Raw genomic sequence first — 16,562 nt, 5'->3', positions numbered from 1 at the left:
TGGCCTTCTATTTTGCCGGCGCGGCATCGCAGACGCGCATCTGAATGCGGCGGGCGCCCTGGTAATGATCGGCGCCGAGCGTACCCGCCACATGCAGGCTGGCGCCGCGTGAATTGACGAGAAGGTTGCCGAGCGTCGTATCGGCGGCGCGGAATGCGATTCCATCGAGCCGCGACCCGTCCATTGCCTCCAGCGTCACCTTCACATGTTTCTCGCCGACCAGGCGGGCGTCGCGCACGCGGTGCGCCGGCACGGCAAAGAGCGGCTGGGCGTGGCCGGAACCGTAGGGGCCGGCCGCTTCCAGACGGTCGATGAGTTCGAGCGTGGCGCCGCTGGCGCCGATCGCCCCGTCGATCTTCAGCGTCTCGTTGGCGACGAGGTTCGCCACCGTCCTTGCCGCCTTTTCGGTGAAGAAGGTTCTGAGCCTGCCGAGATCGGCGCGCTCGACGGTCAGCCCGGCGGCCATGGCGTGGCCGCCGCCCTTGACGAGCAGCCCCTCGTCGACCGCCGCCCGCACCATTCTGCCCATGTCGAAGCCGTTGATGGAGCGGCCCGAGCCGGTGCCGCGGCCGGAGGGATCGAAGGCGATCGCGAAGGCCGGCCGTTTGAACTTTTCCTTCAGCCGCGCCGCGATCAGCCCGACGATGCCGGGATGCCATTTCTCGTGGGCGGTGACGATGACGGAGGCGCCCTCGCCGTCGCCATATTCGGCCAGCGCCTCGGCTTCCGCCTCCTGCAGCATCATGGCCTCCATCGCCTGGCGCTCGCGATTGAGTTCGTCGAGACGCTGAGCGATGATTTCAGCCTCGCCGGCATCGTCGAGGGTCAACAGGCGGCTTCCGAGTGCGGCATCGCCGATTCGTCCGCCGGCATTGATGCGCGGGCCGATCAGGAAGCCGAAATGATAGGGTGTCACCGGGCCGGCGAGCCCGGCCTTGCGGAAGAGTGCGGCAAGCCCGGCATTGCTCTGGTGGCGGGCAGCGACCAGCCCCTTGACCACATAGGCGCGATTGAGCCCCTTCAGCGGCACGACATCGCAGACGGTCGCCAGCGCGACGATATCCAGCCATTGCAGCAGGTCCAGGGCCAGGATGCGCTTGTTGCCGGCCGCGCGCAGCAGCCTCAGCGTCGCCACCAGCACCATGAAGACGACGCCAGCCGCGCAGAGATGCCCCTGCCCCGAGAGATCGTCTTCGCGGTTCGGGTTGACCAGCGCGTGACAGGGCGGCAGCTCGTGTGTCACCTGGTGGTGATCGATAACGACAACATCGATATTGCGCGCGACAGCCGCCGCAAGCGCCTCGTGACTGGTGGAGCCGCAATCGACGGTGACGATCAGCCGGGCACCGTTGTCGATCAGCTGGTTGATCGCCGCCGGATTGGGGCCGTAACCTTCAAAGATCCGGTCGGGAATGTAGATGTTCGCCTTGACGCCGAAATGGCTGAGAAAGCGAAACATCAGCGCCGATGAGGCCGCGCCGTCGACGTCGTAGTCGCCGAAGATCGCCACGTTCTCGCCGCGCTCGATCGCGCTCATGAGGCGGGTCGCCGCCTTCTCGCAGTCGGTCAGCGTGTGGGGATCGGGCATCAGGCTGCGAATCGTCGGATCGAGAAATTCGATCGCCTCGTCCACCGCAACGCCGCGTCCGGCGAGAACGCGCGCAATCAGATCCGGCAGCCCGTGAAGCTGCGACATGGCGAGCGCCCGATTCTGGCCGGCCTGGTCGAGTCTTGCGACCCAGCGATTGTCGAGTGCGGATTTCTCCACGCCGAGAAATGCGCGCTGTACCGGATCGACGAGATCTGACATGCCAAACTCCGCTGATGTCATCTGTTCTTTCTACAGGAGCAGCGGAGATAACATAGCGATGGACGTGCAGACACGGATTTTTACCAGAAGATCGCCCAAATGATCATGGCGATTCCGCCGATTTGCACCAGCAGAAACGAAAAGAGCGTCAGCAGGATCGCCCAGTTGCGGCCTTCGGTGTTTTCTTCGCCGTCAACGTCCTCGGGAATCTCCTCCCGAATGTCGCGATGGACCGGCTTGAGAATTTCCGCGGGCAGGTCAGGATGGTTTGGCGGCATCTCGCTCGGGCAGCCATACCCCTTCCCGGCTTGGCTGTCCTTGCTCATGAAATGCTCCACGCCGACGACTCACCATCTATGGTTTTATTTATATCCCTATTTGCGCAATTGTTAATATAGACTTCCGTATGGCGGGTTGCACGATCAACAGAAAAAGCCGCCCTGCTATCGTGAACTGCCGCGAAGTCTGATGTCCAACTTTCGCGGGTAGTTCAACAAGGCAGGACGGCTCGTATTCCCGAACGGGAAAGGATCAAGCTTCTTCTTTCGGCCGTTCGATGCGGATGACCTGCGGCTCGCCGAAGAGATATCCTTCCGACTTGATCGAGGCGACGGCCTTGCGCACCGATTCCTCCATTGTCGCATGGGTCACGAGAATGATCGTCTGGTGGTGCGACGGCGACAGATGCTGCTTCGAACGCTGGACGATCGATTCGAGCGAGATGTGGTTTTCGGCCATGCGGGTTGCGACGCTTGCAAAGACCCCGGTGCGGTCGAGCACGGTCAGGCGGATGAAATAACCGCCCTCGTGGCTCTGCATCTGGGCCTTGCGGTAGGGCTCGAGCGCCTTTGCAGGATGCCCGAGCACCGGCACGCGCTGGGCGCCCGGCTGGCTCTTGGCGATATCGGCGATGTCACCGAGCACCGATGAGGCTGTGGCATTGCCGCCAGCGCCGGGACCGACCATCAGCAGTTCGCCGAGCACATCGGATTCGATCGCTACCGCATTGGTGACGCCGTCGACCTGGGCAATGACCGAATCGACCGGCACCATCGTCGGATGGACGCGCTGCTCAATGCCGGTATCGGTGCGCTGGGCAACGCCCAAGAGCTTGATGCGGTAGCCGAGCTCGGCGGCGGCGTGGATATCCTCGATCGAGATATTGGTGATGCCTTCAAGATAGATGTCGTCGGCGGCGATGCGATTGCCGAAGGCGAGCGTCGTCAGGATCGCGAGCTTATGGGCGGTGTCGTTGCCTTCGATATCGAAGGCGGGATCGGCCTCGGCATAACCCAGCCGCTGCGCTTCCTTGAGGCATTCGGCGAAGGACAGCCCTTCCTTCTCCATCTTGGTAAGGATGTAATTGCAGGTGCCGTTCATGATGCCGTAGATGCGCGAGACCGCGTTACCGGTCAGCGATTCGCGCAGCGCCTTGATGACGGGAATGCCGCCGGCAACAGCCGCCTCGAAATTCAACAGCGAGCCCTTATCTTCGGCGATCGTCGCGAGCTCGACGCCGTGATAGGCAAGCAGCGCCTTATTGGCTGTCACCACGTGGAGACCGCGCTGCAGGGCCGTGCGAACCGAGACGTTGGCAGCCCCTTCGGCGCCGCCCATCAGCTCGACGAAAACATCGATGTCGCCCTTTTCGGCGAGGTCTTCCGGCCGGTCGAACCAGGCGACGCCTGAGAGATCGATGCCACGGTCCCTCGTCTTGTCGCGCGCGGAGACCGCCGTGATGGTGATCGGACGCCCGCAGGTGACGGCAAGCTCGTTGCTCTTCTGCTGAATGATGCGGACAAGCGAGGCGCCAACGGTGCCCAAGCCCGCAATGCCGATTTTGAGGGCATCTGCCATGGATCGATCCTGAAATGTCTGTTTGGCGGCAGCCGTCGGAAGGCGGCTGCCGAGAGTTAAGATTAGCGGTGTGCGTTCAGCGAAATGACGTTATGCATCGTCTCGTCCGCGGTCGACATGAACTTCTTGATGTTGCGCGCAGCCTGGCGGATGCGGTGTTCGTTCTCGACAAGCGCCAGACGGACGTAGTCGTCGCCCTGTTCGCCGAAGCCGATACCCGGGGCAACGGCGACGTCGGCCTTCTCGACCAGGAGCTTGGAGAATTCCAGCGAACCGAGATGACGGAACTTTTCCGGAATCTTCGCCCAGGCGAACATGGTCGCCGCCGGCGGCGGCACTTCAAAACCGGCCTTACCGAAACTTTCGACCATGACGTCACGGCGGCGCTTATAGACGTTGCGGACTTCCGCAATGTCGGAACCATCGCCGTTCAGCGCGTGGGTCGCCGCCACCTGGATCGGCGTGAAGGCGCCATAGTCGAGGTAGGACTTGACGCGGGTCAAAGCGGCGATCAGCCGCTCGTTGCCGACGGCAAAACCCATGCGCCAGCCGGGCATGGAGAAGGTCTTCGACATCGAGGTGAACTCGACCGTCACATCCATCGCGCCCGGCACTTCGAGAACCGACGGCGGCGGCGCGCCGTCGAAATAGATCTCCGAATAGGCAAGGTCGGAGAGCACGATGATATCGTGCTTCTTGGCGAAGGCGATGACGTCCTTGTAGAAATCGAGCGTCGCCACGAGAGCGGTCGGGTTCGACGGATAGTTGAGGATCAGCGCCAGCGGCTTCGGGATCGAATGCCGGACGGCGCGCTCGAGCGGCGGGAAAAAGCTCTCGTCCGGCTCAACCGACATCGAGCGGATCACGCCGCCCGCCATCAGGAAGCCGAAGGCGTGGATCGGGTAGGTCGGGTTCGGGCAGAGGATGACGTCACCGGGGGCGGTAATCGCCTGCGCCATGTTGGCGAAGCCTTCCTTCGAGCCCAAGGTGGCGACCACCTGCGTATCCGGGTTGAGCTTGACGCCGAAACGGCGGGCATAATAGGCGGCCTGGGCGCGGCGCAGGCCCGGAATGCCCTTGGAGGAGGAATAACGGTGAGTGCGCGGATCCTGTACGACCTCGCAGAGCTTATCGACGATCGCCTGGGGGGTTGGAAGGTCAGGGTTTCCCATGCCGAGATCGATGATATCGGCGCCGCCCGCTCGCGCGCTTGCTTTCAAACGGTTGACCTGTTCGAAAACATAAGGCGGCAAACGCCGGACTTTGTGAAACTCTTCCATTTCATTCCCCATGGAAAGGCGGCATTTCGGGCCGCAGTCGAAGTTCGTTCCGTCTCCCGGCGGCTGCAACACGAACTTCAGAATCGCAGCGCCGTATTTCATCAGACCCAAGTGACGCGGCAATTCTTTGACGGAAAGGCCGCGTCGGCACGCATTATCGGGAAAATTGCATCTTCCGATCCTTGCCGAAGGCTTTGCGTCCAAATCGCCTGAAAGGCAAGGTTTATTTGGAGATTTCGGAGAGCGTCTGCTCGCCGTGCTCGGCGGCCAGGCGGCGCATTTCGGCGACCTTGGCCTGATATTCGGCTTCCGAAATCGCGCCGGCCTTGCGCCGGGCGGCAAGGGCGGTCAGCTGATGCTGCAGCTCGGCCGCCTGCTCGTCGCTCATCTGGACGTTAGCGGCCGTTAGCGGCGCGCCGAAATTCGGATAGCCGTCCGGCGACTTGGTGAGGCCACCTTCGACCGCTTCGCCCTTGGTGGCCGGCATGACGACGGCGGTCGGCGCCGCTCGCTTGGCCGCGGCCGCGGCCTTCTCCTCCGCCGTCAGATTGCATCCGGCAAGGGCCATCGCCGCCGCGGCGCAAATCAATGCGGTGCGGTTGAAGGTTGCGATGCGCCGAATGCCGTTCTTCGTCATGCCTCAAAATCCAGTTCTGACCGCTTCGACTGTTAAATTTGTCGTAGCCACAAAGCAATAGCACGAGCCGATGCGGGTGGAACTTGTTTTCTCGTTCGGTCACGATGTACAACGAACGGATAAAAAGGGTGCTGCCGCCGGAGGAAATGGTGACCGACAGCAAGCAGGAGAGTGGCGGCCAGAAAAATGGCGGCAAGGCCGGTTTCGACGCAACCGATCTCGATCCCTATGTGTTGAAGGATCCCGAGACCATGGCGATGAATTTCGCCCGGGCTCTCGAAAATCTCGGGCAAGCCGCTTCGGCCTGGCTTGCGCCGCGCGAACGCGGCGAGATCACCGAAACCGCCATCGATCCGATGGCCGACATGGTCAAGACGCTTTCCAAGGTCAGCGAATATTGGATTTCCGATCCCCGCCGCACCTTCGAGGCGCAGACGCAGCTGATGTCTTCGTTCTTCGGCATCTGGATGCGTTCGATGCAGCGCATGCAAAGCATGAGCGGACAGGGCGAGCCCTTGCCGCCCGAGCCCGATACCCGCAAGGACAAGCGCTTCTCCGACGAGGACTGGCAGAAGAATCCGTTCTTCGATTTTCTCCGCCAGGTCTATTTCGTCACCAGTGACTGGGTGGAGAAGCTGGTGTCGGAGACCGACGGCCTCGACGAGCACACCAAGCACAAGGCGGGCTTCTACGTGAAGCAGATCACCGCAGCGCTTTCGCCGAGCAACTTCATCCCCACCAATCCGCAGCTCTATCGCGAGACGATCGCCAGCAACGGCGAAAACCTGGTGCGGGGGATGAAGATGCTCGCCGAGGATATCGCCGCCGGACATGGCGATCTGCGCCTTCGCCAGACCGACATGACGAAATTTGCCGTCGGCCGCGACATGGCGCTGACGCCGGGCAAGGTGATCGCCCAGAACGACATCTGCCAGATCATCCAGTACGAGGCGTCGACCGACACGGTGCTGAAGCGGCCGCTGCTGATCTGCCCGCCCTGGATCAACAAATTCTATATTCTCGACCTCAATCCGCAGAAATCCTTTATCAAATGGTGCGTCGACCAGGGGCAGACCGTCTTCGTCATTTCCTGGGTCAACCCGGATGCGCGCCACGCCAAGAAGGACTGGACGGCCTATGCCCGCGAGGGCATCGATTTCGCGCTCGAGACAATCGACAAGGCAACCGGCGAGAAGGAGGTCAATGCCGTCGGCTACTGCGTCGGTGGCACGCTGCTGGCGGCGACGCTGGCGCTGCACGCCAAGGAGAAGAACAAGCGCATCAAGACGGCGACGCTCTTCACCACCCAGGTCGACTTCACCCATGCCGGCGACCTGAAGGTCTTTGTCGACGAAGAGCAGCTTGCCGCGCTCGAAGAGCATATGAAGTCGGCCGGTTATCTCGACGGCTCGAAGATGTCGATGGCCTTCAATATGCTGCGCGCTTCCGAGCTGATCTGGCCCTATTTCGTCAACAGCTACCTCAAGGGCCAGGAGCCCCTGCCCTTCGACCTGTTGTTCTGGAACGCCGATTCGACCCGCATGGCGGCGGCAAATCATGCCTTCTATCTGCGCAACTGCTATCTGCGCAATGCGCTGACGCAGAACGAAATGATCCTCGACGGCAAGCGCGTATCGCTGAAGGATGTGAAGATCCCGATCTATAATCTCGCCACGCGCGAGGACCACATCGCACCTGCAAAATCGGTCTTCCTCGGCAGCCAGTTCTTCGGCGGCAAGGTAGAATTCGTCGTCACCGGTTCGGGACATATCGCCGGCGTCGTCAACCCGCCCGACAAGAAGAAATACCAGTTCTGGACGGGTGGCCCGGCCAAGGGCGACTACGAGACCTGGCTCGAGCGAGCCACCGAGACGCCGGGATCGTGGTGGCCGCATTGGCAGGCCTGGATCGAGACGCAGGACGGCAGACGCGTTGCGGCGCGCAAACCCGGCGGCGATGCGCTGAACGCGATCGAAGAAGCACCGGGAAGTTATGTGATGGAACGCACCTGAGACGCCGGCAGGCATCTCTTTTTGAGACATCCCAAAAAACAGCGATATCGCGTAAACAAATTAGAAACCATAATTCGTCATCCTCTCAAAACAGTCGGAAGTCGCAGGCGGCCTAAATTTGGCCCCTTTGCGCCCTTACCGGCCCCGGCGAAGTTTTAGTCAGTCAGTGCCGCCGGCCTGCGTAGCGAGTTTGAAAGACGAGTGTAGTATGGCGTTTGCGGTAGGGACGTTGGATAACGTCGCCCCTCTTGGCGGATCTGCTTTGCGTTCGCACAGATCTCGCGATTTTCTTTACGGTGTTGTCGGCGCCGGGCTTTTAGCCTCAACATGGCTGATCGCGACCTTGGCAACGATGCATTCGGTCGCCGCGCCCTTCTCTCCAGCCGGTAGCCTGGCACAGATCGGGGCCACCCCGAAGGTGGCGCCGTCAACTCGCCTTGAGAGATTGATCCATGTCGGCAAGGGCGATCGGCTGATCGCCTTCGACGCGAAGCCGAAGATGCCGCTGACCGCAAGCCTCATCCAGTCTCACGCCGAAAAGACTGCCGCCGCCGCAACGGCATTGGCGGCTCTTACGAAGAACAGTCGGCTCGTCATGGCTGGCGAGCAACCGGTCGTCGCCGCGATTTCCGACAGCGCCAAGTTCCGCAAGGATGATGCGATCGCGCCGCCGCCAGTCGAACTCGCCTCGGCAGAGATTGAAGAGAACGACGGCGACCGGATCATCGTTCCGTCCAAGGAGGCCGTCGCCGCGGCCCAACTCCGGGCGATGCTCGCGCTTGCCGATGCAGGCCCCCGGCAGATTGCGCCCGCCCCGATCGAGCCGATCGCGTCTCCTGTCAGGACCGCCTCGGTTCCTGAAACAGAATCCGCACCGGTGGAGGTCGCAGCGGCAGAGGATCAACCCTTCGATCTCGTCCTTTCACCCGATGCAGGTGCCGTGCCGCTGCCGATGGCGCGTCCGGACGGACTCGTCGGCAAACCGGCGCCGGCCGCCAAGGGTGAGCAGCGCTCTGCTGGGCCTGTCCTGGCCTATGCCCAGCCGAACTCGCCGATCGAGGACGATGAGGACGATGCCGTGCCGCGCTACGACAAGCCGGTCTTCTCGCCGAAGCTGCGGGCGGGTGTCGCGATCTATGATATCGAAAACAGCACCGTCTACCTGCCGAATGGCGAACGGCTGGAGGCTCATTCCGGTCTCGGAAAGATGCGCGACAACCCTCGTTACGTGAGCCAGAAGATGCGCGGACCGACGCCGCCGCACACCTATGTCCTGACCATGCGCGAGGCCCTCTTTCATGGTGTCGAAGCGCTGCGGATGACGCCGGTCGAGGGCTCGGACGCCATCTACGACCGCGTGGGGCTGCTCGCCCACACTTACATGCTCGGCAAGAACGGCGATTCCAACGGCTGCCTCGTCTTCAAGGATTACAAGCGCTTTCTGGCCGCCTACAAACGCGGCGACATCAAGCAGCTCGTCGTCGTGCCGCGGCTGAACAACAAGCCGGGTTCGACGCTGGCATCGCTGTTTTCCTCTCGAGGCTGACCGACAGGGCAACAGCGGACGCTGGCTATTTCAGCCAAGCAGCGATTCGCTCCACCGCCTCGGCGATCTCCGCTTCCGAACCCGCGTAAGACAGACGCAAAGTTCGATTTCCGTCCAGCGGATCGAAATCGAGACCAGGCGTTGCGGCGACGTCGATTTCGGCGAGCATGCGTTTGGCAAAGCCCATGCTGTCATTGGTGAAGCGGGTGACGTCGAGATAGGCGTAGAAAGCACCGTCCATCGGCGAGGCGATCGAAAGGTCGATCTGCGGCAGGCGCTGCATCAGCAACTCGCGGTTGGCAGCATAGCTCGCCCTATAACGATCGAGCTCGGCGCCGGCGCCTAGCGCGGCCGTGGCGGCAATCTGGGAGAGCTCGGGCGGCGAGATATAAAGGCTCTGCGCCACCCGCTCGATCGGCCGCACCAGGCGTTCCGGCAATACCATCCAACCTATCCGCCAGCCGGTCATGCAATAATATTTTGAGAAGGAGTTGATGACGATCGCCTCGTTGGTCAGTTCCAGTGCGCTCACCTCCTCGCCGGCGAAGGTCAGCCCGTGGTAGATTTCATCGGAAATGAAGGCGATGGAATGGGCTGCGCAGTAATCCGAAAGCGCCTTCAGCCCCTCGCGGCCCGTTACCGTGCCGGTCGGGTTGGCGGGGCTTGCGAGCAGCACACCCTTCAGTCGGACACCGGCTTCTTTTTGCGCCGCCTCGAGGCTCTCGGGGGTGAGCGTGAAATGGGTCTCGGCCGTTACCGGCACCTCGACGACCTTCAGACCGAGCGCGCCAAGAATATTTCGATAGGCGGGATAACCCGGTCTGGCGATCGCCACCGCGTCACCGGCATCGAAGAGCGACAGGAAGGCGAGATTGAAGCCGGCCGAGGAACCGATGGTGACGGCGATGCGCGCCGGATCGATCTCCAGGCCGTGGCGATCCTTGTAGTGCCAGGCAAGCGCCGATTTCAGCCGCGCCGTTCCCAGCGCATCGGTGTAACCGATCCGGCCCTCGGCAAGGGCTTCGCGCGCTGCTTCGATCGCCGCCCGGGGTGCCGGATGCGAAGGCTGGCCGACTGCCATCGAGATGACGGGATGGCCGTTGGCGCGCCGCTTCGTCGCTTCCGCCAGGACATCCATGGCGTGAAAAGGCTCGACTTCGCTGCGTTTGGATATGGAAAACAAGATCGTTTCTCGCTCGGCTTCTTCAATGACGGCCCGACAATTGCCGCATTAATCGGCTCATCACAATCCCGCGAGCGTGACGCGGGGATGAAAAATTCCTGTTTGAGCAGAACCGAACGCGCCGTACCTTGACGCGACGCAGTCAAGTCCATTAACCCGGCGACGGTCTTCTCGGCAGAGAGACGGCCACATCGCCGATGACGAGGATATTATGGCATTTCTCCCGAAAAGCTTCACCGCGGTGGCTCTTGCAGCATCGATTGCCCTTCCGTTTCCGGCAGCAGCACTCGACGACCAGCAGAAGAAGGAGTTCGGCGAGTTCATCAAGCAGTACCTGATCGAGAATCCCGAGATCATGCTCGACGTCCAGGAGGCGCTCCAGAAGAAGCAGGAAGCCCAGCGGCTGGCGAAGGCCAATATGGCGATCGAAGAGAACACGACCGACATCTTCGATTCGAAGAACGACGTCGCGCTCGGCAATCCGAAGGGTGACGTCACCGTCGTCGAGTTCTTCGACTATAATTGCAGCTACTGCCGCCATGCGCTTCCCGACATGCAGGCAATGCTGAAAAAGGACAAGAACGTTCGATTCGTGCTCAAGGAATTTCCGATCCTCGGGCCGGACTCCGTCGCCGCCCACAAGGTGGCGGACGCCTTCCGCAAGCTGGCGCCTGAAAAATACGCCGATTTCCATGTCGCCCTGCTCGGCAGCGAGGGCCGCGCCTCGGACGAAAGCGCGATCGCCGTCGCCGCCTCGCTCGGCGTCAGCGAGGACAAGATCCGCGCCGAGATGGCGAAGAGCCCGAATGACGGCATCGTTCAGGCGACCTACCAGCTCGCCTCCAGCCTCGGCATCAGCGGCACGCCGTCCTACGTGATCGGCAACGAACTGGTGCCGGGCGCCGTCGGGCTCGACGATCTCGAAGCCAAGGTCAAGAATATGCGCAGCTGCGGCAAGACCGCCTGCTGATCAACGCGGCCATCTCATCAAATCGCCAAAATCGAAGCGTTTCAGCCATGTGGACAAATGTGGCGCGATCGCTGCCGGCCAATCCGTAAGGGCTTTCATTCAGCCTTCGCGGAGTCTATAGGTTGCCGTCGTGCATTTACGGAACATTCGATGACGCAAACGATTTTTGTCCTGAACGGCCCCAACCTGAACATGCTGGGTAAAAGAGAACCCGGCATTTATGGCGGCAAGACGCTGAAGGACATCGAAGCGGACTGCAAAGCTGCCGGCCGCGAACTCGGCTTCGATATCGATTTCCGTCAGAGCAACCACGAAGGTACGCTTGTGGACTGGTTTCACGAGGCCGACGAAAAGGCCGTCGGGGTCGCCATCAATGCAGGCGCCTATACGCATACCTCGGTCGCGCTGCACGACGCGATCCGCGCCATTTCCATTCCCGTCGTCGAACTCCACATATCCAACGTTCATGCACGGGAAGAATTCCGCCACAAGTCGATGATCGCGCCGGCATGCAAGGGCGTGATCTGCGGCTTCGGGCCACATAGCTACATCCTGGCGCTGCATGCGCTGAAGAACATCACGGTATAAGAAGAAGACAGGGCAACACCATGGCTGAAAAGAAATCGGGTATCGATCAGGCACTGATCCGCGATCTCGCCAACATTCTCAACGAGACGGATCTGACGGAGATCGAGGTCGAGCAGGACGATCTGCGCATCCGCGTGTCGCGCAACGGCACGACGCAATACGTGCAGGCGCCGATCGCAGCACCGGCCTTCGCAGCCCCGGCGGGCGCCGCCGCTCCGGCAGCAGCGGGCGCAGCGCCGGCCGCAGCACCGACCCGCAACCCAGCCAATGTCGTCAATGCTCCGATGGTCGGCACCGTCTATATGGCGCCGGCTCCGGGCGCGCGCCCCTTCATCGAAATCGGCGCCACGGTCAAGGAAGGCCAGACGCTGATCATCATCGAAGCGATGAAGACGATGAACCAGATCCCCTCGCCGAAGTCGGGCAAGGTGACCGAGATTCTCGTCGATGACGGACATCCCGTCGAATACGGCCAAGCCCTCGTCGTCATCGAATAGGCCCATGCCCATGATTTCGAAAATCCTCATCGCCAATCGCGGGGAAATTGCCCTTCGCGTGCTCCGGGCCTGCAAGGAGCTCGGCATCGCCTGCGTCGTGGTGCATTCAACCGCCGACGCCGATGCCATGCATGTGCGCCTTGCCGACGAAAGTGTCTGCATCGGCCCGCCCTCCTCGCGCGAGAGCTATCTCAATATCCATCAGATCGTCGCCGCCTGCGAGATCACCGGCGCCGACGCCGTGCATCCGGGCTACGGCTTTCTCTCCGAGAACGCCAAGTTCGCCGATATTCTCGAAGCCCATGGCATCACCTTCATCGGGCCGACGGCGGATCACATCCGCATCATGGGCGACAAGATCACCGCCAAGACGACGGCGCTGGAACTCGGCATTCCCGTCGTGCCGGGCTCGGACGGCGAAGTGAAGACCGAAGAGGATGCGCTGCGGACGGCCGCCGAAATCGGCTATCCCGTGCTGATCAAGGCGACAGCCGGCGGCGGCGGGCGCGGCATGAAGGTCGCCAGGAGCGAGGCCGACCTGATCGAGGCCTGGTCGACGGCGCGCACCGAAGCGGCAGCCGCTTTCGGCAACGATGCCGTTTACATGGAAAAGTATCTCGGCAAGCCGCGCCACATCGAAATCCAGGTATTCGGCGACGGCGAAGGCAATGCCATCCATCTCGGCGAACGCGACTGCTCGTTGCAGCGCCGCCACCAGAAGGTCTGGGAAGAGGCGAATTCGCCGGCGCTCAATGTCGAGCAGCGCATGAAGATCGGCCAGATCTGCGCCGACGCCATGAAGAAGCTGAAATATCGCGGCGCCGGCACGATCGAATTCCTCTATGAGAACGGCGAGTTCTATTTCATCGAAATGAACACCCGCCTGCAGGTGGAACATCCGATCACCGAAGCAATCACCGGCATCGATCTGGTGCACGAGCAGATCCGCGTCGCCTCCGGCGGCGGCCTGTCGGTGACGCAGGACGACGTGCATTTTTCCGGCCACGCCATCGAGTGCCGCATCAATGCCGAGGATCCGCGCACCTTCGTACCCTCGCCCGGCACGATCACGCATTTCCATGCGCCGGGCGGCCTTGGCGTGCGCATCGATTCCGGCGCCTATCAGGGCTACAAGATCCCGCCCTATTACGACAGCCTGATCGGCAAGCTGATCGTGCACGGCCGCACCCGCGTCGAGTGCATGATGCGGTTGCGCCGCGCGCTCGATGAATTCGTCGTGGACGGCATCAAGACGACGCTGCCGCTGTTCCAGGAACTCGTCTCGAATCAGGATATCGCCAACGGCGATTACGACATACACTGGCTAGAACACCACCTCGCCAACACACCGGCGGCATAGGACAGGAATGGCAGGATCGCGCAGGAAGTCACCAGGCATCACCCCTGACATTCTCCTGCGCGCCTATTCCATCGGCCTCTTCCCGATGGCCGAATCCGCGGACGACCCGGAGATCTTCTGGGTCGAACCGGAATTGCGCGGCGTCTTACCGCTCGATCATTTCCACGTATCGAAGAGTCTCGCCAAGAAGGTGCGCCGCCATCCTTTCGAGATCCGTTTCGACCACGCCTTCGAATCGGTCATCGCGGCCTGCGCGGAGGAGACGTCGGGTCGCCCGAGCACCTGGATCAACCAGACAATCCGATCGCTCTATTCGACGCTCTTCGACATGGGCCACGCCCATACCGTTGAAGCCTGGGACGGCGATGAACTGGTCGGTGGCCTCTACGGCGTTTCGCTCGGCTCGGCATTCTTCGGCGAAAGCATGTTTTCACGCCGCACGGACGCTTCGAAGATCTGCCTCGTGCACCTCGTCGACCGGCTCAGGAACAAGGGCTTTACCCTGCTCGACACCCAGTTCACCACCGAGCATCTGAAGACGTTTGGCGCAATCGACGTTCCGAAGGCCGATTATGCCCTGCTGCTTGCCGCCGCGATGGAATCGCCACACCTGAAGTTTTAAACGCGATCGTTTAGACGGCGGTGCGCTTCGCTTTGCCAAGGCCCTTTTCAAGAGGAACAAAACACCGACCGCCTAGGGGCGCGAGGGCATCAACGTGTTGCGGCGTTTCTTGCGCGTCTCGAGCACACGCGCTGACGCTGCGGTGCTTCGCGCGACACTATCAGCGGGCCGTCGCCTTGGTGCCGTCAGGCGCCGGGACGTCGGAGCTCATCTTGCAGTCCTTCAGCCAGACGTCATAGATCGGGTGCTCGACGGCATTGAGGCCGGGGCTGGCGGCAAACATCCAGCCGGTGAAGATGCGGCGGATCTTGCGGTCGAGAGTGATCTCGTCGACCTCGACAAAACCGTCGATCTTCTGCGCTTCCGCCTGGTCGCGCGAGTAGCAGGCCTTCGGGGTCACTTGGAGTGCGCCGAACTGGACCGTCTCGTTGACATAAACATCGAAGGTGGTGATGCGGCCGGTGATCTTGTCGAGGCCGGAGAAGACGGCAACGGGATTTTCGATCCGTGCGGCATTTGCCGCAACTGGCGGAAGCAGAGCCGAGAGCGCCAGCAGCGATCCGGCGGCACGCAGGACCATGTTCCGCGTGAAGAGCTTCATGTGCCCGTCTCCAGATAATTTTTCAGTTTCATCCGCGGTGAAGCGCGGCCAACCTGCGGGTAAAGGTCAAATGTGGCCAAAAGCCGGGCTTGGGGATCGCCCGGGGTCAGCCGTCTCAGTTGCCCGGCGTCCAGGCGTCGTAATCGCCGGTGACGCGCGGACGCTCGCCGGGAACCGCGAGAGAGCCCGGCGGGCGGTAAGCCTGTGGCGATCCGGTGAGGTTGGGGCGGTGCGTCTTCTGCCATTCCTTGGCGACGTAGTTTTCCTTGGACGGAGGAACATCGGTGCGATGGTGCATCCAGCCGTGCCAGCCCGGCGGAATGGCAGAGGCTTCGGCATAACCCTTGTAGATCACCCAACGCTTCGGCAGACCGTAGGAGGACATGCCGCCTTCATAATAGACGTTGCCGAATTCATCCTCGCCGACGCGCTTGCCGAAACGCCAGGTCGCAAAACGCGTGCCCATCGTCTGACTGTTCCACCAGGTGAAGGTCTGAACCAGAAGATTCCACATGTCTTTTCCTTGTGCCCGCCAGTGCGGACCAAACCAGAATTTCTTTTCTCGCTTATGCCGTCGCCAAGCCGAATTGTCCAGCGATTCCACGACAGCCAAGGTTCATTTCAAGGCCATCTTGAAGCCCAGATGCGAAGGCTTGAAGCCAAGCCTTTCATAGAAACGATGGGCGTCCCTGCGTATCGCGTTCGAGGTCAATTGCACAAGGCGCACGCCGCGGCCCTTTGCCTCGGCGATGGCAAATTCGATCATCCGAGCACCGATCCCCTGCCCGCGCGCATCGGAGCGCGTCTGCACCGCCTCGATGATCATCGCCGAGGAGCCGCGGCCGGTCAGCGAGGTCGTCACCATCGTCTGGAACGTGCCGACCACTTCGCCGTCACGCTCCGCAACGTAAAGCATCTGGTTGGGCGAAGCCTCGATGGCTGTGAAAGCCCTGACATAATCGGCAAAGGCCTCAGGATCCGTCGTATCGCCGTGACCGCCGAGGGCATCGGCGGCAAAGATTGCCACGAGAGCCGGCAGATCGTCCGCCCGCGCCTGACGAACGAGAATATCGGGCATCTCCACCAGCATAGCTCAATGCCCCTCGAGCGTTTTTTCGAAAATCAGCGCCGGGATGCCGGATTGCCCGGGCGCGCTATACTCGTTGCGGCCGACTTCGGTGAAGCCATGCGCCTGGTAGAAGGCGATGGCCGCCGCATTTTGCGGCTCGACTTCGAGACGCATGATTTCGGCATCGGGAAAGCAGGTTTCGAGCTCAGAGAAGATGTCGCGGCCGATGCCTTGGCGCTGCAGCGCCGGGCTGACGTAAAGGAGATGCAGTATGACGGTTTTCGTCAATGCCTGCGACATTGCCGCATAACCCATGCCGCCGATCTTGCGGCCGTCGTCGGCAACAAGGAATTCGGCGTCCTTGCGCACCAGGCGCGCCTTCAGCGCCGCCGGCGTGAATAGATGGGCGATCAGTTCATCGACCTTGGTCTTGCCGTGCAGATCGTCATAGGTGGCGTGAAAGCTCTCCAGCAGCAAGGCGCGAACCTTCTCCAGGTCGCGCTCGCCGGCGGTGCGGACGAAGTACACCG

General features: G+C 61.7%; 17 protein-coding genes. 7 read left to right on the top strand and 10 right to left on the bottom strand.

Annotated features, from left to right (window positions below; all coding sequences use genetic code 11):
- Positions 1-7: 7 nt before the first annotated feature.
- The 5 genes from recJ to J2J99_RS09725 all read right to left on the bottom strand — a co-directional run bounded on the left by recJ (position 8) and on the right by J2J99_RS09725 (position 5,584).
- Positions 8-1,810, bottom strand: a complete 1,803-nt coding sequence (recJ, locus tag J2J99_RS09745; protein ID WP_168294825.1) for a single-stranded-DNA-specific exonuclease RecJ — start codon at positions 1,808-1,810, stop codon at positions 8-10.
- Between the two features lie 80 nt (positions 1,811-1,890).
- Positions 1,891-2,136: a hypothetical protein gene (locus tag J2J99_RS09740; RefSeq protein WP_168294826.1), complete on the bottom strand. Its 246-nt coding sequence runs from the start codon at positions 2,134-2,136 to the stop codon at positions 1,891-1,893.
- A 205-nt stretch (positions 2,137-2,341) separates the two neighbouring features.
- Positions 2,342-3,667, bottom strand: coding sequence for a homoserine dehydrogenase (locus J2J99_RS09735; RefSeq protein WP_168294827.1), 1,326 nt, complete (start codon positions 3,665-3,667; stop codon positions 2,342-2,344).
- A 62-nt stretch (positions 3,668-3,729) separates the two neighbouring features.
- A complete protein-coding gene (locus J2J99_RS09730) occupies positions 3,730-4,947 on the bottom strand; it encodes an LL-diaminopimelate aminotransferase (RefSeq protein WP_168294828.1) in 1,218 nt (405 codons plus the stop codon).
- 223 nt (positions 4,948-5,170) lie between these two features.
- The gene (locus tag J2J99_RS09725) at positions 5,171-5,584 is read right to left on the bottom strand and encodes an SHOCT domain-containing protein (RefSeq protein ID WP_168294829.1); all 414 of its coding nucleotides are present in this window, start codon (positions 5,582-5,584) and stop codon (positions 5,171-5,173) included.
- 146 nt (positions 5,585-5,730) lie between these two features.
- On the opposite strand from J2J99_RS09725, the gene J2J99_RS09720 reads away from it, so the two are divergent.
- Positions 5,731-7,596: a PHA/PHB synthase family protein gene (locus tag J2J99_RS09720; protein WP_221102377.1), complete on the top strand. Its 1,866-nt coding sequence runs from the start codon at positions 5,731-5,733 to the stop codon at positions 7,594-7,596.
- A 208-nt stretch (positions 7,597-7,804) separates the two neighbouring features.
- Positions 7,805-9,142, top strand: a complete 1,338-nt coding sequence (locus tag J2J99_RS09715; RefSeq protein WP_168294830.1) for a DUF2778 domain-containing protein — start codon at positions 7,805-7,807, stop codon at positions 9,140-9,142.
- Between the two features lie 25 nt (positions 9,143-9,167).
- Here J2J99_RS09715 and J2J99_RS09710 read toward each other — a convergent pair whose 3' ends face one another.
- Positions 9,168-10,325: a pyridoxal phosphate-dependent aminotransferase gene (locus tag J2J99_RS09710; RefSeq protein ID WP_168294831.1), complete on the bottom strand. Its 1,158-nt coding sequence runs from the start codon at positions 10,323-10,325 to the stop codon at positions 9,168-9,170.
- Positions 10,326-10,536: 211 nt separating this feature from the next.
- On the opposite strand from J2J99_RS09710, the gene J2J99_RS09705 reads away from it, so the two are divergent.
- From J2J99_RS09705 to aat, 5 genes are all read left to right on the top strand, one after another.
- Positions 10,537-11,295, top strand: coding sequence for a DsbA family protein (locus J2J99_RS09705; protein WP_168294832.1), 759 nt, complete (start codon positions 10,537-10,539; stop codon positions 11,293-11,295).
- Positions 11,296-11,445: 150 nt separating this feature from the next.
- Positions 11,446-11,883, top strand: coding sequence for a type II 3-dehydroquinate dehydratase (gene aroQ, locus J2J99_RS09700; RefSeq protein ID WP_168294833.1), 438 nt, complete (start codon positions 11,446-11,448; stop codon positions 11,881-11,883).
- Between the two features lie 20 nt (positions 11,884-11,903).
- Positions 11,904-12,380: an acetyl-CoA carboxylase biotin carboxyl carrier protein gene (accB, locus tag J2J99_RS09695; protein ID WP_168294834.1), complete on the top strand. Its 477-nt coding sequence runs from the start codon at positions 11,904-11,906 to the stop codon at positions 12,378-12,380.
- A gap of 4 nt (positions 12,381-12,384) precedes the next feature.
- On the top strand, positions 12,385-13,740 hold the full coding sequence (gene accC / locus J2J99_RS09690; RefSeq protein WP_205918627.1) for an acetyl-CoA carboxylase biotin carboxylase subunit: 1,356 nt from the start codon (positions 12,385-12,387) through the stop codon (positions 13,738-13,740).
- A gap of 7 nt (positions 13,741-13,747) precedes the next feature.
- Positions 13,748-14,362, top strand: a complete 615-nt coding sequence (aat, locus tag J2J99_RS09685) for a leucyl/phenylalanyl-tRNA--protein transferase (RefSeq protein WP_168294835.1) — start codon at positions 13,748-13,750, stop codon at positions 14,360-14,362.
- A gap of 160 nt (positions 14,363-14,522) precedes the next feature.
- Here the strand turns inward: aat and J2J99_RS09680 are convergent, their stop codons facing one another.
- From J2J99_RS09680 to J2J99_RS09665, 4 genes are all read right to left on the bottom strand, one after another.
- The gene (locus J2J99_RS09680; protein ID WP_168294836.1) at positions 14,523-14,963 is read right to left on the bottom strand and encodes a DUF2155 domain-containing protein; all 441 of its coding nucleotides are present in this window, start codon (positions 14,961-14,963) and stop codon (positions 14,523-14,525) included.
- A gap of 115 nt (positions 14,964-15,078) precedes the next feature.
- Positions 15,079-15,477 (bottom strand): NADH:ubiquinone oxidoreductase subunit NDUFA12, encoded by a 399-nt coding sequence (locus J2J99_RS09675; protein ID WP_004671258.1) that lies wholly within the window; start codon positions 15,475-15,477, stop codon positions 15,079-15,081.
- A gap of 102 nt (positions 15,478-15,579) precedes the next feature.
- The gene (locus tag J2J99_RS09670; protein WP_168294837.1) at positions 15,580-16,053 is read right to left on the bottom strand and encodes a GNAT family N-acetyltransferase; all 474 of its coding nucleotides are present in this window, start codon (positions 16,051-16,053) and stop codon (positions 15,580-15,582) included.
- A 3-nt stretch (positions 16,054-16,056) separates the two neighbouring features.
- A complete protein-coding gene (locus J2J99_RS09665; RefSeq protein WP_168294838.1) occupies positions 16,057-16,560 on the bottom strand; it encodes a GNAT family N-acetyltransferase in 504 nt (167 codons plus the stop codon).
- Positions 16,561-16,562 lie beyond the last annotated feature (2 nt).

The organism is Rhizobium binae (genome assembly GCF_017357225.1).
In the GTDB taxonomy this organism is placed as follows: domain Bacteria; phylum Pseudomonadota; class Alphaproteobacteria; order Rhizobiales; family Rhizobiaceae; genus Rhizobium; species Rhizobium binae.
The sequence above is the reverse complement of the archived record's forward strand: the minus strand, read 5'-3'. Positions and strand labels throughout refer to the sequence as shown.

Bases quoted from the DNA above. Each gene is read 5' to 3' on its own strand.
- recJ (WP_168294825.1), bottom strand. From the start codon at position 1,810: ATGTCAGATCTCGTCGATCCGGTACAGCGCGCATTTCTCGGCGTGGAG.
- J2J99_RS09740 (WP_168294826.1), bottom strand. From the start codon at position 2,136: ATGAGCAAGGACAGCCAAGCCGGGAAGGGGTATGGCTGCCCGAGCGAG.
- J2J99_RS09735 (WP_168294827.1), bottom strand. From the start codon at position 3,667: ATGGCAGATGCCCTCAAAATCGGCATTGCGGGCTTGGGCACCGTTGGC.
- J2J99_RS09730 (WP_168294828.1), bottom strand. From the start codon at position 4,947: ATGGAAGAGTTTCACAAAGTCCGGCGTTTGCCGCCTTATGTTTTCGAA.
- J2J99_RS09725 (WP_168294829.1), bottom strand. From the start codon at position 5,584: ATGACGAAGAACGGCATTCGGCGCATCGCAACCTTCAACCGCACCGCA.
- J2J99_RS09720 (WP_221102377.1), top strand. From the start codon at position 5,731: ATGGTGACCGACAGCAAGCAGGAGAGTGGCGGCCAGAAAAATGGCGGC.
- J2J99_RS09715 (WP_168294830.1), top strand. From the start codon at position 7,805: ATGGCGTTTGCGGTAGGGACGTTGGATAACGTCGCCCCTCTTGGCGGA.
- J2J99_RS09705 (WP_168294832.1), top strand. From the start codon at position 10,537: ATGGCATTTCTCCCGAAAAGCTTCACCGCGGTGGCTCTTGCAGCATCG.
- aroQ (WP_168294833.1), top strand. From the start codon at position 11,446: ATGACGCAAACGATTTTTGTCCTGAACGGCCCCAACCTGAACATGCTG.
- accB (WP_168294834.1), top strand. From the start codon at position 11,904: ATGGCTGAAAAGAAATCGGGTATCGATCAGGCACTGATCCGCGATCTC.
- accC (WP_205918627.1), top strand. From the start codon at position 12,385: ATGCCCATGATTTCGAAAATCCTCATCGCCAATCGCGGGGAAATTGCC.
- aat (WP_168294835.1), top strand. From the start codon at position 13,748: ATGGCAGGATCGCGCAGGAAGTCACCAGGCATCACCCCTGACATTCTC.
- J2J99_RS09680 (WP_168294836.1), bottom strand. From the start codon at position 14,963: ATGAAGCTCTTCACGCGGAACATGGTCCTGCGTGCCGCCGGATCGCTG.
- J2J99_RS09675 (WP_004671258.1), bottom strand. From the start codon at position 15,477: ATGTGGAATCTTCTGGTTCAGACCTTCACCTGGTGGAACAGTCAGACG.
- J2J99_RS09670 (WP_168294837.1), bottom strand. From the start codon at position 16,053: ATGCTGGTGGAGATGCCCGATATTCTCGTTCGTCAGGCGCGGGCGGAC.